The following is a 14,338-nucleotide window of genomic DNA, read 5'->3' as shown; positions in this document are numbered from 1 at the left end:
ATAATTTTTAAGCTGAGTTTCTACTTGCATTTGTATTTCCGAAAAGTGACCTTGTTACGATTTTTTCATACACTTTAACCAAGTCTTCATCTACCACACTTTCCTTATTCAACTCGTTAATTCTTAGCAAAGCATATTGCTGTATAGTCAACAGCGGCAACACAATACGTTCTCGTATTTGAATCGACGCTATACCATCAGGGTAATTTTCCATTAGCGTTTTATGCCCTGCAATTTTCAATAAAAGACGTTTGGTTTCTGAAAACTCATCATAAATAATTTGCCAGAATTCACCAAATTCTGGATCCTTTTTCATGTAAGCCGTTAATGGTAAAAATGATTTCGCCAATGACATCATACTATTCTCCAACAATGTTTTGAAAAATAAGGAATCGTGATACAGATTTTGAACTTTGTCCCACTGTCCACTTTCTTCAAAATACTTCAAAGCTGAACCAACTCCAAAAAATCCAGGTACATTTTGCTTCAGCTGACTCCAGGATCCCACAAAAGGAATCGCTCTCAAATCAGCAAAATCAAGTGATTCTGATTTACTTCTTTTAGATGGTCGGCTTCCGATGTTGGTTTTTGAGTAATATTTTAGCGTACTCATCTTTTCCAAATACGGGATAAACTTAGGATGATTCTTGAAACTCAGATATTTTTCATATCCTAAATCAGCCAATTGTGTCAAAATTTTGGTTTCCTCAACACTTAACTCATTTTTCTCTTTACTAAAAACCTGATTGGTAACTCCGGCACTTAATAAGTTCTCAATATTATAACGACAGGAATCCAAAGTTCCAAAATTTGAACTAATGGTTTGTCCCTGAATCGTAATTTGAATTTCGTTGTTCTCGATTTTCGGCCCTAAAGAGGCGTAGAATTTATGTGTTTTCCCACCACCACGGGCAGGTGGTCCACCACGACCGTCAAAGAATATTGCCTGTATACCGTATTTCCTAGAAATTTCTGTCAATGAAATTTTAGCCTGATAAATACTCCAGTTCGCCATTAAATACCCGCCATCTTTGGTTCCATCAGAGAAACCTAACATAATAGTTTGTTTGTTTCCTCTGGCTTCCAAGTGTTTAGAATACTCTAAATTCGTATACAATTGCTCCATAATCTGATGTGCATTTTGCAAATCATCAACAGATTCAAAAAGCGGAATAATATCTACAGTCGGATTCTCCCAATTGTTCAGACGAATCATCGCAAAAGTTTCCATAACATTCAAAGCGCTTTCGTTATTACTGATAATGTAACGATTGGCCCCGGATTCACCATTTGCCTGCTGTATCGTTTTAATGGTCTGAACAGATTCTAAAGTAGATCTCGTAATTTCATTATCAAAATCAGCAGGATTCAAATCTCCTTTTACTTTCGACAAAACCCCTAATTTCTCCTCTTCAGACAAATCAAAGTAGTTTTTCGGAAATATCTCTGAGCCCGAATTCAGATAATAATCCACTACATCTTTAAATACAGCATTGTGAATTTTACTGTTCTGACGAATATCTAACGTAGCAAAATGAAAACCAAACAGATTAATTTTCACTAAAAAAGCTTCCAGTTCATCTAAATAAAGTGACTGGTGCTTCTCAATAATAATGGTTCTGATTTTATTTAATTGCGTCAATAATTCTTCCAAAGTGATATAAATCTCTCCTTTGGAATAGAAAACAGAACGGTAAAGCTTATGTTCAAGTTCAGAAACCAAAGTATCTACTCCTGAGAAGGTTAACTTTCTTTTTAAACTTCTCATTTCTATATAATAACACTTCAGGATTGAGGTACGCAAACGCTCTGCTACTTTTAAAGTAATATCGGTCGTAACAAAAGGATTTCCGTCACGATCACCTCCCGGCCAGAAACCTAATTTTATCAATTGGTTTTGAATAGAACTTCCCTGAAGGATATTTTTTTGCAAATAATGAACAATTTCTCCTGAAGTAGCGTAAAAGACATTTTCTAAATACCAGATCAAACTCACCGCTTCATCATAAGGATTTGGCTTTTCGTTCTGAATAAAAGGTGTTTTTCCAAGCTGCGCCAGCAATTGCTTGATTTTCAGCAAATCATTTGAACGAATAGCGTCTTTCAAGTCATTAATAATCCCCAAAACAGGCCCTGGATAAAACTGCGTTGGATGCGCTGTTAAAACTGTTCTGACATTAAAGTTCTCTAAAAACTCAATCAACTCCTCGTTCTTCTCCTTGGCATCTGATTTTTCTTTAATGTCACGCAGCGAACCACGTCCTTCCATATTATTAACTTCCGGAAAAGCGGCATCTTCAATTGCATCAAACAATACAATCTGACGTTCGATATACTGAATAAATCGAAACATTAAATCGATTTTATCTTTTTCTGAAGCATCATTCAGGAATTTGTTAGAGAAGAAGTTCACAATCTCTTTAGGAGTTTCCTGCTTTTTAAATCCTGTCTCACAAGTCTCTGTAAATAAAGGAAGTAAAACTCCTGTATTATCAATTGAATCAAAAGGCAATGTTATAAATACACTATTGTAAATATGGTATTTTGAAAGAACGTCCTGATTGAAACGTTCAATTTTTGGTAACGTGTACATAATTTATTGGTGGTTGGTTGGTTAATTGGTCATAAAAAAACCCCAAGAATAAACTTGAGGTTATATTTAGATATAGCATTCAAGAAAATATTACATATTTTTAAAAATAGTATGCATCAAACGCTTCTTATCGTTTATACTTTCTTCTAATGAAATCATAGTTTCTGTTCTGTAAACACCGTCAATATCATCAATCATAAAGATAACTTCTTTCGCGTGTTTAGTATCTTTTGCTCTAATTTTGCAAAAAATATTGAATTTTCCTGTTGTTACAGAAGCTACAGTTACGAACGGAATTTGATTGATTCGCTCTAATACAAATTTAGTTTGAGACGTATTATTAAGGAACACACCCACATAAGCAATAAATGAATACCCTAACTTATCATAGTCTAAGGCTAATGAAGATCCCATAATTATCCCTGCGTCCTCCATCTTTTTTACTCTAACATGCACTGTACCAGCAGATATCAATAGTTTTTTAGCAATGTCAGTAAACGGAACTCTCGTATTGTCTATTAACATATCTAAAATCTGGTGATCTACTTCATCTAAACGAAATTTACTCATAATTCTTTAATTAATATTACTAATTGCTATTACAAAGTATAAAAATATGTATAAAAAACAACAAATTCACAAAAAATCTAACTTTTTATCAACCCGTTAACAAATTTAACATTTTTATCTAAATAAAAATCTGCTTTTTGATTCAATTTCGGAAAACTACCAAAGTCATCAGAGTAACCAGCACCTTTTGCATCGTATTCATAATGTCCAAAATAATTTTCCAAATCGCCTACTTCAACTATGTAAGCATTGAAATGAATCTTATTTTCAATCAATTCCTCTTTGTATTGTGCGACAAAATTCGTAATAATTTCGATACCATCATAATTTATTTTGATATTTTTCCACATAAAATCATAAAAAACCACTTTATTTTGTGAAATATTCAAATAATCATTAATTCTATTATCAACTAAATCGTTTTCGCTAATCAGTTGAAAACTCGAAACAAGCGAGAAGAATAAAAACTTTCGCGTGATTTCGCGCTCATAATCACCAGGAAAATGACCCGCCTCAAACAAGATCGTCGGGACTCCCAAATGCTGAAATGTATCTCCTATACAATTGATATTAAACGAGTCATCAAAACGTCCGACCTGTCCGGGAATATATTGCTGCAAAACATCATTGATTCCGGCAATTACATTAATAGCTTTCAAACGATTCTCATTGACTTCTCTTTCCTCATTATAAGAAGGAGCCAAAAACGAGAGTGTTGCCGGTTTTCCAGTTTCACCAGCTCCAAAAATAGTACGCTGGTCATGCAGGTTAAAACAGAAATGAGGTTTAAAAGACTCGAATACCGATCTTAAAATATTACTTTCTGGTTGTGTTAGATTTTGCGAATCGCGGTTTAAATCTACTTTATTGGCATTCTCGCGTGTATAAAGCCTTGCACCATCAGGATTCAGCATTGGGATGCTACAAAAAGTAAAGTTTTTTAACATCTTCTCTGCAAACTCAGAACCGCTGTTTAACACATTTATAAAATCAAATAGTGCTTTTGTGGTGGTACTTTCATTTCCGTGCATTTGAGACCAGAGATAAATACGTGTTGGACCGCTCCCAATTTGATAGCTATAAACGGGTTCTCCTAAGACCGATTTACCAATAATCTCTACCTGATTATTGGTATTTAATTGATCTAATAAAGGCTGAATATGATCTAAAGTCAGATAACGTCCTTCAATGGTTTGTTCTTTATGCTGGTGAAATAATTCTTCTAAATTCATCGTGTTTTGATTAGTTTACAAAAGTAAACATCTTTATTTTTACAATTGTAAATAATTTGTAAACAAATTAATTTAGAATTGTAAACAGTTCTTGCTCTGGTTCTAAAAAGCCTTTCTTTTCATCATTAAACATTAGCCTTAACTTTAATCCGTAAAATTCAATTATTTATTTATCAATCCATTAACAATAATTAATTAAAGTAATAAACACACTATTCTTAGGCTTAATTGAAGATTTTCAACTCTTAAATTGTTTTGTGCGCTGCTTTTGATTACATTTGTAAACAGCGAATTTTGAAACAGTAATTTACAATGGTAAACATCGACGATTTTGTAAAACGGCTTGAAATTATACTAGACTATTACGCTTTAAATGCTTCTTCTTTCGCAGATCGAATCGGAGTTCAGCGTTCCAGCATGTCTCACCTGCTTTCCGGCAGAAACAAACCCAGCTTAGATTTTGTACTGAAGATTCTGGAGGTTTTTCCTGAAATTGATTTGTACTGGATTTTAAATGGTAAAGGAAATTTTCCAAAAACGGAAGACAACTCCGATCTAAAGAAAAATGAATCGGTGTCTGAATTTGCAAAATCTTTTTCCCCTATTCCACCCGACGAAAATTCTGCATCAGGAAATTCTTTATCAGAAAATGCAAATACAAAAAATGCATCCTCTGCAGCAATTAAAAATCAAAATGTAAATACTGCAGAAAATGAAATTGAAAAAATAGTGGTGTTTTATAAAAACGGAACTTTCAAGACGTACGTTCCTTAATTTGAAATTTTCGCGTATTTGAAAAACTTTAAAATTATTTTTCGTTTAAGCAATTCTCACATGATGGAATCTGAAGCAGAAAATCAGCTCCAAAATCCATTTTCAGGAATTTTACCCAAAACTCCTTCATAATGCTTTTTCAATTCAATCAAATCACAATCATAATCCCCTGTTGGATGAAATGGTTTTCCTAAATTAACTTCTTTCTTTCCCCAGTCAAAAGCGACGGGAACAATAGGCACATTTGCTTTAAGGGCAATATAATAGAAACCACTTTTTAATTCTTTAACTCCTTTGCGAGTTCCTTCGGGAGCTACTGCCAGACGAAAAACCTCTTTACGGTCAAAAATTGCAGCAATCGATTCTACTTTATTCAATCCGCCAGTGCGGTCTATAGGCTCTCCTCCTACATTTCTGAAATAATATCCAAACGGAAAGCGAAATAATTCTTTCTTTCCCACCCAATTCATCTCCAAACCGGAAATTCCACGGGTAAAAATTCCTAAATAAAAATCATGATTGCTTGTATGCGGCATCACCATCATCACACACTTTTTCACTTCAGCATTTTCGATACCTACTATCTTCCAGCCCATTAGCTTTAAAAAGATAAATTTGTACAATCGCTTTTTCATTAATTACTTTTTTACTGCAAAATAAAAGATTTAAAGTGGTATTTTTGAGTAAAAGCATTTAAAATGATTCAAAAATTGTTCAGTTATATTGTTCCTATAAAAATATTCAAAAAAAAATCACAAAGAAGCAAAATCATCGAAGTTACCTGGGCCAACGGTGAACTGGTCCTTGATTCTGAAAATACAAATTACTCTTATGGAAGCCTGCAACGCATCCTAAGGTACGGACTTCGAAATATCGGGTACGATACCATTCTTAAAATGGATCATATTTTATTATTGGGAGTTGCTGGCGGAAGTGTCGTTAAAACTTTGGTGGACGAAGTTCAGTATAAAGGTAAAATTACCGGTGTTGAAATTGACCCCGACATGATTAAAATAGCCAACGAATATTTTAACCTGAATCAAATCAAACAGCTTGAAGTGGTAATTGATGACGCTTTTGAGTTTGTTTTAAAAACAAAAAATAAATATAATTTAATTATTATTGATATTTTTGAAGATATCAAAATGCCTAATTTTTTATTCGAACGCTTTTTTAGTGAACGTATTTGTTCCTTATTGCAAAACCACGGATTTGTTTTATTTAATACCATGATTTTAGATGAAGCGCATAATGTTCGAAACCGAAAATACATTTCTGAAATTGACCCCAAACTGTTTGCTTCAAAAATGCTCCCACGAGTTGAAGCTCACAATGAATTAATAATTATCGAAAAAGTAGTTTAAATTTATGAAACCTCTTGCCTCTATTTTAAAAGCCTTACCTCCCACTAAAATAATTGATTCAACCATTGATATCTCAAAATACATCCCTTTAGATTTATCTGTAACCAATCAGGAACTTGCTGATTTTAAACCTACCTGTACTCAGGAATTTGAAAATTTTATTTCAGATTACTTAGAGAAAAATGATGCCGAAGTAGCCTTTGGCGGTTATATTGAAGGAAGAACGCTTTATCAGCGCAGTACCATTTTTAAGAACAATTCTATTCCGGAACGCAACATTCATATAGGATTGGACTTATGGACAAAAGCAGACACAGCAGTTCTGGCTCCACTTGATGGAAAGGTGCACAGCTTTAAAAACAATATAGGTCTCGGCGATTATGGTCCGACCATCATTCTGGAGCATCGGATAGAAAATGAGAAATTTTATACTTTATACGGACATTTATCGTTAGAAAGTATAGAGAACCTTAGTGTTGGGACATTTTTTAACAAAGGTCAAAAGATTGGAACTTTAGGAAATTCCTCTGTTAACGGAGACTATCCTCCACACGTACACTTTCAGATTATTCGAAACATCGAAAACTATTCCGGCGATTATCCGGGAGTATGTAACACCAACGATTTGAACTTTTACATTGAAAATTGCCCTGACCCTAACTTATTATTAAAAATTACTTAAATAGTTATGAAGAAAGCAGGATTGATTATATGTTTGTTGTTGTTAATTGGATGTAAATCGAAAACGATCCAAAGAGATACTGAAGATTTAAAAATCAAAAAAGTCACTGCTGCCGAAATAAATTCCAATCAGCAGAAAAAAGCGTATGAATTAGGAAAAAGGGTCTTAGAAACCTGTAATTCCTCAAAATTCAAACCTTTTAACGAGACTGAAGTCACCAAATCGGTAATGGAAAATACAACCGAGGAACGTCTGACCAAAACCTGTCAAAGGTTCAGACAATACTATGGAAGCTTCATCGATTTAAAGCTCGACGGTGTTTACAGAACCAAGCAAGAGGTTATTTATCGATATCATGCGCTGTACACCAAAAAAGTTGCCAATAAAGAATTACGCATTTTTGTAAACGAAGATAATCTGATCTCAGCAATAAAATCAATGGATTGGGACGAAAAATTTGATGCAAAAATAACAGAACAATAAAATAAAACCTATGAATGTAAAACTGCCTCTTTTAATCGTATTGTTAATTTCCGGTTTCGTAAATGCACAGCAAACCTTGAGTATAAAAGGCTCTAAACCATTCCCGGCAACCACCAGTTATACTTTTATATGTGAAAAGTATGTGTTTACCGGCGAAACAGAAGTTCAGATTGCAAAAACAGATAAAGGAGGGGTTTTAAAACTATCAATAGGGATTTCTAATGATAAAACCCAAATCTCAGGAGGCGTGTACGTTGACCTTGTTAATGGAGATGTAATTGCTTGTGTGGACAAAAACATCAAAGAAACCCTCGACGGAAAAACTACTGCTTATTACTATTTCACCCCTGCCGAAATGGCAAAACTTAAGAAAACAGATATTAAAGCTATTCGATTTATCATTAAAGCTAACAATACAGCAGCTTTTGGTGACCAGACCGGTTACTTTACCGCTTTAAACAGAATGGCGTACTTTTCGACAGCATTCGATAAATCTAAAAAAACTTTTGACACTGCAGCCGCAATTAGTGCTTTATAAGTGACTTTTTTAGTACAATAAATTCTATATTTATAATCTAAACAACTTTTTATGAATTCGAATGAAGCTTTAATTACAAAATTCTATACTGCTTTTGCCAATGCCGATGCGAAAACAATGAGCGAGTGTTACCATCCAAAAATTCATTTTATCGATCCCGCCTTCGGTTTACTAAAAGAAGAGCAGGTTTCTAAAATGTGGGAAATGTTGATTTTGAAAAGTAAAGGCAACATTAAAATCGAATTTTCAGATATTAAAGCCGATGATTCTTCAGGTAGTGCTAAATGGGTTGCTACTTATAATTTTAGCAAAACCAACAGAAAGGTAATCAATCGTATTTCTGCTGAATTTGCTTTTCAGGATGACCTGATTATCAAACATACAGACAGTTTTGATGTTTGGAAATGGTCGAAACAGGCTTTCGGTTTTACCGGATATATAATGGGCTGGACAGGATTTTTTCAAAACAAAATTCAGGAACAGGCACTCTTATCTTTAAGAAAGTTTCAGGAATCTAAACAAATTGGCTAAATTCAACTCACAAAGCAAACCGGACAGGTTTTAAAAACCTGTACGGTTTATTAATTTAATTTTACGATTTGAACCATCCGGCTACTAAATCGTCTTCAAACGAACCGGCGTTTTTATGAACAAATTCATTTGTATTTTTATTATAAGAATAGTCCAACGCCCACTCTTTATGGTTTTTCGCTAAATCTTTAATGCTTTCACAAACAAAAGCAATTTCTTTATCGGTAGTAGTTGGGTGAATTGACATTCTGATCCATCCCGGTTTTTTTATTAAATCTCCAATCGTAATTTCATTGACCAATTTATTAGATGTTTCCTGATCTACGTGCAACAGAAAATGTCCATACGTTCCTGCACAACTGCATCCGCCTCTGGTTTGAATTCCGAATCTGTCATTCAGTAATTTTACTCCTAAATTAAAATGAAGATCTTCTATAAAAAAGGAAATAACCCCTAAACGGTCTTTATGCTGGCCGGCCAGAATTTTAATATTGGAAACCGTATCCAATTCATTAAAAACATACTCTACAATCTCGTGTTCACGTTGCAGAATGTTCTCGATTCCCATTTCTTCTTTCAGCTCAATTGCTAAAGCGGTTTTAATTACCTGAAGAAAACCCGGGGTACCGCCATCTTCACGATCCTCGATGTTGTCAATATATTTATGTTCGCCCCATGGATTGGTCCAGCTTACTGTACCTCCACCAGGACAATCAGGAATCATATTATTGTATAACTTTTTATTAAAAATTAAAACCCCTGAAGTTCCGGGACCTCCTAAAAATTTATGTGGAGAAAAGAAAATAGCATCCAGGTATGCTTCCGGATCTTCGGGATGCATGTCGATTTCTACATAAGGTCCTGAACAGGCAAAATCAACAAAACAAACACCATTGTGCTTGTGCATTAATTTTGCAGCTTCGTGAAACGGTGTTTTTAAACCTGTAACATTCGAACAGGAAGTTATAGAAGCGATTTTAATAGTTCTCTCACTGTATTTCTCCAGCAGCTGCTCTAAATTATCCAGACAAAAAAGTCCTTTTTCGCAAGATGGAATAATTTCAACATCTGCAATGGTTTCCAGCCAGGAAGTTTGGTTGGAATGATGTTCCATGTGAGAAATAAAAACAACAGGACGCTTTTCAGCAGGAACAACAGTGCAATCTTTCAGATTCTCAGGAATTTTTAAACCCAAAATACGCTGAAATTTATTGACAACACCCGTCATTCCGGTTCCATCTGTGATTAGAACATCATCATTATTGGCATTTGTATGGCGCTTGATGATCGATCTGGCATGATGATAAGCTTTTGTCATGGCAGTACCTGACACTGTAGTTTCTGTATGCGTATTGGCTACAAAAGGCCCAAACTCATTAAGAATTTTCTCTTCAATCGGTCGATATAACCTTCCGCTGGCAGTCCAATCAGTATAAATAATCTGTTTTTTGCCAAATGGAGAAGAAAACTCCTGATTAATTCCTACAATATTCTTTCTAAAATCCTGAAAATAGGTTTCTAAAGTGATGGTACTATTTTTGCTGTTCATTAGTGTGCCTGAATTTAATTGCAAATATATTGCTTTTTTATAGAATTGCGAATTTATCAATTATAAACTTCAAATACCAAAAAACTGTTTGATATCTTTATCTTAACTATCTTTTTACTTATAATTTATCACAATATTCTATCGGATTAATAGGGCATTAAAACTTGAACAATACTATTTATGGGGAATTTATCAGTTGCCACTTTTGGTGGAGGATGTTTTTGGTGTATAGAAGCTGTAATTCAGCGTTTGAGAGGTGTAGAATCTTTAAAATCAGGATTTTCAGGAGGTTTTATTAAAAATCCGCCGTATCGTGAAGTTTGCACAGGCAGAACCGGTCATGCAGAAGTCATACAAGTTACTTTTAATGCTGACATAATTTCATATTATGACCTGATTTTCATATTTATGACAAGTCATGATCCTACAACTCTAAACCGTCAGGGTGCGGACAGCGGAACACAATACCGATCCATTGTTTTGTATCATAATGAAGAACAGAAAGCGATTGCCGAAAAGGTTTTTGAAGAAGTAAAACCTTTATACGAAGATCAAATTGTAACACAACTCGTTCCGTTTGAAGTTTTTTACGAGGCTGAAACAGACCATCAAAATTATTACAACAACAATCAGGAAGCACGTTATTGCCAGATCGTAATTGATCCTAAAATTCATCAATTAAAAAAAATGTACGCCAACCGATTAATGGATTGAGCAGACATTTTTATCATACTTTACAATAACACAATACAAACAGAACTCGTTTTAATCTGAAATCAGAGAAAGATTATTCTAATGAAAAATTTAAAAATAAACAATCGATTTACTGTCGAATTACCTGCAGACACAAATGAAACCAACGAGGTTCGTCAGGTTTCTAATGCACTCTTCTCGTATGTAAATCCAACACAACCATCTAATCCGAACTTGATTCATGCTTCGCAGGAAGTAGCTGAATCGGTTGGAATTTCGACTGAGGAAATTCAGTCCGAATCCTTTTTAAATGTTTTTTCAGGAAAAGAAATAGTACCTGACACTCGTCCGTATGCCATGTGTTACGCCGGACATCAGTTTGGGAACTGGGCTGGACAATTGGGTGATGGTCGTGCCATTAATTTAACTGAAGTAGAGTATAATGGCGAATCATTTATGCTTCAGTTAAAAGGTGCCGGAAAAACTCCATATTCAAGAACCGCAGATGGTTTGGCTGTTTTGCGTTCGTCTGTGAGAGAGTATTTGTGTGCCGAAGCCATGTATCATTTAGGAGTTCCCACCACCCGATCATTATCTCTTATATTGTCAGGAGATCCCGTTTTACGTGATATTTTGTACAATGGAAACCCTGCCTATGAAAAAGGTGCAATTGTTTGTCGTGTCGCTCCTTCTTTCATTCGCTTTGGAAGTTTTGAAATGCTGACGGCCCGAAATGAAATTCAGAATTTAAAACAGTTTGTAGAGTACAACATCAAATATTACTTTCCGGAGATAAAAGGAGAACCTAAAGAGAAATTCCTGCAGTTTTTTAAAACAGTAGCTGATAAAACCCGCGAAATGATTCTGCATTGGCAGCGTGTGGGTTTTGTACACGGGGTAATGAATACCGACAACATGTCGATTCACGGCATCACGATTGATTATGGTCCTTATGGCTGGCTGGAAAATTACGATCCAAACTGGACTCCGAACACCACCGACAGTCAGTACAGAAGATATCGTTTTGGAAATCAACCGCAGATTGCACAATGGAATTTGTACCAATTGGCTAATGCTATTTATCCTTTAATCAATGAAGCTGAGCCTCTGGAAAAAATTCTGGAATCTTTTATGATTGATTTTGAATCTGATTATAAAAATATGTTTTTAAGCAAGTTAGGCTTATTTATTTCAACTGAAACTGATAATACGTTAATTGATGGCTTGGAGACTGCTTTACAGCTATCTGAAACAGACATGACGATCTTTTTCCGAAATTTAAGCAGTGTACAAAAATCTGATTCCCCTGAAAAAGCGATCGAAAGAATTCAGGATTCGTTTTATATTCCGGAACAAATCTCAAGTACAATTTTAGAATCATGGCAGGAATGGTTTACACTTTATCTCGAAAGACTTCTTGCAGAAACACTTTCAGATAAAGAACGTTCTGAGAAAATGAACGCTATAAATCCAAAGTACGTACTTCGAAATTATATGGCACAGCTGGCTATTGATGCCGCAGATCAGGAGGATTATTCCTTAATTGATGAATTGTACCAACTTCTGCAAAAACCATATGACGAACAGCCGGAATTTCAAAAATGGTTTGCCAAACGTCCGGATTGGGCTCGCTCAAAAGTAGGATGCTCTATGCTCTCTTGCAGTTCTTAAGTTTTTTTAGCCACGAATTCACGAGTTATTTTTTATGAAGTTGTAAAGTTCTAATTCGTGAATTCTTGGCTTAAAATTATTTCGAAGTAATATAATCCACAATCATACTCGCATGGACACGAGAATTTTCGATAAACCATTTGTGCGTATGCATTCCTCCACAAATTACACCCGCTAAAAATAAGCCTTCCACATTGGTCTCCATAGTTTCGGGATTGTATGTTGGAGTTCTTAATTCATCTTCTGATAATTGTATTCCCATATTTTCCAGAAAAGCCAAATCGGGTTTGTATCCGGTTAGGGCCAATACAAAATCATTTTCGATAGTAATTTTCCCCGAAGGAGTTTCTATTTCTACTTCATTTTTCCTGATTTCAGTAATATTTGATTCGAAATAAGCTTTAATACTGCCTTCCGCAATTCGGTTTTCAATATCTGGCTTTGCCCAGTATTTTACACGGCTATTGATTTCCTTCTTCCGAATAACCATGGTAACATTGGCCCCTTTTCGCCAGCATTCCAAAGCTGCATCTACTGACGAATTGTTTGCTCCTACCACTAAAACATCTCTAAAAGCATACTCGTGAGCTTCTTTATAATAATGACGGACTTTAGATAATTCTTCCCCTTTTACTTCCATCTCAATCGGAATATCATAAAAACCTGTTGCAATTATCACATTCGAAGCTTGATAAAGTGTTTTATTAGTTGTAATTCTAAATGTGGTATCAGGAAGTTTCTCTACCTGAAGCACTCTTTCAAATAAATGAATGGAAAACTTAAAATACCGATGAATATTTCGGTAATATTCCAGAGCTTCCTGACGGCCAGGCTTCGGTGCCAGACAACTGAACGGTATGTCTCCGATCTCTAATCTTTCCGCAGTGGAAAAAAAAGTCATATACAAAGGATAGTTGAAAATACTATTGACTATAGCTCCTTTTTCAATTATCAAATAACGTAAACCTTTCTTTTGGGCTTCAATTGCACAAGCCAGACCAATTGGTCCGCCTCCTACAATAATCAAATCATATGTATTCATGTTTTTACTTCTCCCACTCTTTAAAAGGATTCTTACTCAAATAAGCATTATAATATCTTGGATCGTTTGTTACTTCTTCTCCTAACCAATCCGGCTTCTCAAAAGTTTCTGTTTCAGATTCCAGTTCTACTTCTGCCATCACCAGTCCTTCATTTTCTCCGTAAAACTCATCTACTTCAAAAATGTGCTTTCCTAATTTTATTTCGTAACGCGTTTTCTCAATTTTCCCTTTTTCACATAACTTAAGCAATTCCAATGCTTCATCCAGCGGAATTTCATTCTCCCATTCAAAGCGGGACATTCCGCCCTGCTGACTGACTCCTTTTATGGTAATAAAACCTCTTTCGCCTTTGATACGCACACGAACCGTTCTTTCAGGGACTGCACTTAAATAGCCCTGAGCAATTTTATTGTACGTAAAAGCCTGTTCTTTAAAATCAGCTGATTTTACCAGAAACTTTCTTTCTATTTCGACCATTTTAATGTCTGAATTTAATTTTTATGCAAGTTACTCAATTTAATTTGGTCAAAGAATTGAAACTTCAAGAATCATTGTTACACCTTAAATTTCATTTCCGTAATGCGCTCACAATAAGAATAATAACTTTAAAATAAC

Annotated in this window: 15 protein-coding genes; 8 read left to right on the top strand and 7 right to left on the bottom strand. The window is 34.8% G+C overall.

The window, feature by feature from the left end:
• Nucleotides 1-7: 7 nt before the first annotated feature.
• From ACAM30_RS17950 to ACAM30_RS17940, 3 genes are all read right to left on the bottom strand, one after another.
• On the bottom strand, nucleotides 8-2,593 hold the full coding sequence (locus tag ACAM30_RS17950; RefSeq protein WP_369615943.1) for a phosphoenolpyruvate carboxylase: 2,586 nt from the start codon (nucleotides 2,591-2,593) through the stop codon (nucleotides 8-10).
• Nucleotides 2,594-2,683: 90 nt separating this feature from the next.
• The gene (locus tag ACAM30_RS17945; RefSeq protein ID WP_008468989.1) at nucleotides 2,684-3,163 is read right to left on the bottom strand and encodes an Lrp/AsnC family transcriptional regulator; all 480 of its coding nucleotides are present in this window, start codon (nucleotides 3,161-3,163) and stop codon (nucleotides 2,684-2,686) included.
• A gap of 77 nt (nucleotides 3,164-3,240) precedes the next feature.
• Nucleotides 3,241-4,395 (bottom strand): M14 metallopeptidase family protein, encoded by a 1,155-nt coding sequence (locus tag ACAM30_RS17940; protein ID WP_369615942.1) that lies wholly within the window; start codon nucleotides 4,393-4,395, stop codon nucleotides 3,241-3,243.
• A gap of 312 nt (nucleotides 4,396-4,707) precedes the next feature.
• Between ACAM30_RS17940 and ACAM30_RS17935 the strand changes: the two genes are divergently transcribed.
• Nucleotides 4,708-5,169, top strand: coding sequence for a helix-turn-helix transcriptional regulator (locus ACAM30_RS17935; protein WP_369615941.1), 462 nt, complete (start codon nucleotides 4,708-4,710; stop codon nucleotides 5,167-5,169).
• A gap of 83 nt (nucleotides 5,170-5,252) precedes the next feature.
• On the opposite strand, the gene ACAM30_RS17930 is transcribed toward ACAM30_RS17935, so the two are convergent.
• Nucleotides 5,253-5,804 (bottom strand): 1-acyl-sn-glycerol-3-phosphate acyltransferase, encoded by a 552-nt coding sequence (locus tag ACAM30_RS17930; protein ID WP_369615940.1) that lies wholly within the window; start codon nucleotides 5,802-5,804, stop codon nucleotides 5,253-5,255.
• A gap of 63 nt (nucleotides 5,805-5,867) precedes the next feature.
• Here ACAM30_RS17930 and ACAM30_RS17925 point away from each other — a divergent pair, with 63 nt between their 5' ends.
• From ACAM30_RS17925 to ACAM30_RS17905, 5 genes are read left to right on the top strand one after another with little or no spacing between them, the layout of a single operon-like run.
• Nucleotides 5,868-6,533 carry a spermidine synthase gene (locus ACAM30_RS17925; protein ID WP_369615939.1) on the top strand — a complete coding sequence of 222 codons (666 nt, stop codon included), beginning with the start codon at nucleotides 5,868-5,870 and terminating at the stop codon, nucleotides 6,531-6,533.
• 4 nt (nucleotides 6,534-6,537) lie between these two features.
• Nucleotides 6,538-7,215 carry a peptidoglycan DD-metalloendopeptidase family protein gene (locus tag ACAM30_RS17920; RefSeq protein ID WP_369615938.1) on the top strand — a complete coding sequence of 226 codons (678 nt, stop codon included), beginning with the start codon at nucleotides 6,538-6,540 and terminating at the stop codon, nucleotides 7,213-7,215.
• 6 nt (nucleotides 7,216-7,221) lie between these two features.
• Entirely contained in the window at nucleotides 7,222-7,698 is a 477-nt protein-coding gene (locus ACAM30_RS17915) for a hypothetical protein (RefSeq protein WP_369615937.1), read from the top strand.
• A 10-nt stretch (nucleotides 7,699-7,708) separates the two neighbouring features.
• Nucleotides 7,709-8,236, top strand: a complete 528-nt coding sequence (locus tag ACAM30_RS17910; RefSeq protein WP_369615936.1) for a hypothetical protein — start codon at nucleotides 7,709-7,711, stop codon at nucleotides 8,234-8,236.
• Nucleotides 8,237-8,287: 51 nt separating this feature from the next.
• On the top strand, nucleotides 8,288-8,767 hold the full coding sequence (locus tag ACAM30_RS17905; RefSeq protein ID WP_369615935.1) for a nuclear transport factor 2 family protein: 480 nt from the start codon (nucleotides 8,288-8,290) through the stop codon (nucleotides 8,765-8,767).
• 61 nt (nucleotides 8,768-8,828) lie between these two features.
• On the opposite strand, the gene ACAM30_RS17900 is transcribed toward ACAM30_RS17905, so the two are convergent.
• Nucleotides 8,829-10,316, bottom strand: coding sequence for an aminotransferase class V-fold PLP-dependent enzyme (locus ACAM30_RS17900; protein WP_369615934.1), 1,488 nt, complete (start codon nucleotides 10,314-10,316; stop codon nucleotides 8,829-8,831).
• Nucleotides 10,317-10,496: 180 nt separating this feature from the next.
• Between ACAM30_RS17900 and msrA the strand changes: the two genes are divergently transcribed.
• Together msrA and ACAM30_RS17890 are read left to right on the top strand one after the other, a co-directional pair.
• Nucleotides 10,497-11,030 (top strand): peptide-methionine (S)-S-oxide reductase MsrA, encoded by a 534-nt coding sequence (gene msrA / locus ACAM30_RS17895; RefSeq protein WP_369615933.1) that lies wholly within the window; start codon nucleotides 10,497-10,499, stop codon nucleotides 11,028-11,030.
• 81 nt (nucleotides 11,031-11,111) lie between these two features.
• On the top strand, nucleotides 11,112-12,680 hold the full coding sequence (locus tag ACAM30_RS17890; RefSeq protein WP_369615932.1) for a YdiU family protein: 1,569 nt from the start codon (nucleotides 11,112-11,114) through the stop codon (nucleotides 12,678-12,680).
• A 76-nt stretch (nucleotides 12,681-12,756) separates the two neighbouring features.
• Here ACAM30_RS17890 and ACAM30_RS17885 read toward each other — a convergent pair whose 3' ends face one another.
• Both ACAM30_RS17885 and ACAM30_RS17880 read right to left on the bottom strand, forming a co-directional pair.
• Complete coding sequence (locus ACAM30_RS17885) at nucleotides 12,757-13,722, bottom strand: YpdA family putative bacillithiol disulfide reductase (protein WP_369615931.1); 966 nt, start codon at nucleotides 13,720-13,722, stop codon at nucleotides 12,757-12,759.
• A 4-nt stretch (nucleotides 13,723-13,726) separates the two neighbouring features.
• Entirely contained in the window at nucleotides 13,727-14,200 is a 474-nt protein-coding gene (locus ACAM30_RS17880) for a CYTH domain-containing protein (RefSeq protein ID WP_369615930.1), read from the bottom strand.
• Nucleotides 14,201-14,338 lie beyond the last annotated feature (138 nt).

The organism is Flavobacterium sp. CFS9 (assembly GCF_041154745.1).
Classification (GTDB): domain Bacteria; phylum Bacteroidota; class Bacteroidia; order Flavobacteriales; family Flavobacteriaceae; genus Flavobacterium.
This window is presented reverse-complemented; position numbering and strand designations above follow the sequence as displayed.

Bases quoted from the DNA above. Each gene is read 5' to 3' on its own strand.
- ACAM30_RS17950 (WP_369615943.1), bottom strand. From the start codon at position 2,593: ATGTACACGTTACCAAAAATTGAACGTTTCAATCAGGACGTTCTTTCA.
- ACAM30_RS17945 (WP_008468989.1), bottom strand. From the start codon at position 3,163: ATGAGTAAATTTCGTTTAGATGAAGTAGATCACCAGATTTTAGATATG.
- ACAM30_RS17940 (WP_369615942.1), bottom strand. From the start codon at position 4,395: ATGAATTTAGAAGAATTATTTCACCAGCATAAAGAACAAACCATTGAA.
- ACAM30_RS17935 (WP_369615941.1), top strand. From the start codon at position 4,708: ATGGTAAACATCGACGATTTTGTAAAACGGCTTGAAATTATACTAGAC.
- ACAM30_RS17930 (WP_369615940.1), bottom strand. From the start codon at position 5,804: ATGAAAAAGCGATTGTACAAATTTATCTTTTTAAAGCTAATGGGCTGG.
- ACAM30_RS17925 (WP_369615939.1), top strand. From the start codon at position 5,868: ATGATTCAAAAATTGTTCAGTTATATTGTTCCTATAAAAATATTCAAA.
- ACAM30_RS17920 (WP_369615938.1), top strand. From the start codon at position 6,538: ATGAAACCTCTTGCCTCTATTTTAAAAGCCTTACCTCCCACTAAAATA.
- ACAM30_RS17915 (WP_369615937.1), top strand. From the start codon at position 7,222: ATGAAGAAAGCAGGATTGATTATATGTTTGTTGTTGTTAATTGGATGT.
- ACAM30_RS17910 (WP_369615936.1), top strand. From the start codon at position 7,709: ATGAATGTAAAACTGCCTCTTTTAATCGTATTGTTAATTTCCGGTTTC.
- ACAM30_RS17905 (WP_369615935.1), top strand. From the start codon at position 8,288: ATGAATTCGAATGAAGCTTTAATTACAAAATTCTATACTGCTTTTGCC.
- ACAM30_RS17900 (WP_369615934.1), bottom strand. From the start codon at position 10,316: ATGAACAGCAAAAATAGTACCATCACTTTAGAAACCTATTTTCAGGAT.
- msrA (WP_369615933.1), top strand. From the start codon at position 10,497: ATGGGGAATTTATCAGTTGCCACTTTTGGTGGAGGATGTTTTTGGTGT.
- ACAM30_RS17890 (WP_369615932.1), top strand. From the start codon at position 11,112: ATGAAAAATTTAAAAATAAACAATCGATTTACTGTCGAATTACCTGCA.
- ACAM30_RS17885 (WP_369615931.1), bottom strand. From the start codon at position 13,722: ATGAATACATATGATTTGATTATTGTAGGAGGCGGACCAATTGGTCTG.
- ACAM30_RS17880 (WP_369615930.1), bottom strand. From the start codon at position 14,200: ATGGTCGAAATAGAAAGAAAGTTTCTGGTAAAATCAGCTGATTTTAAA.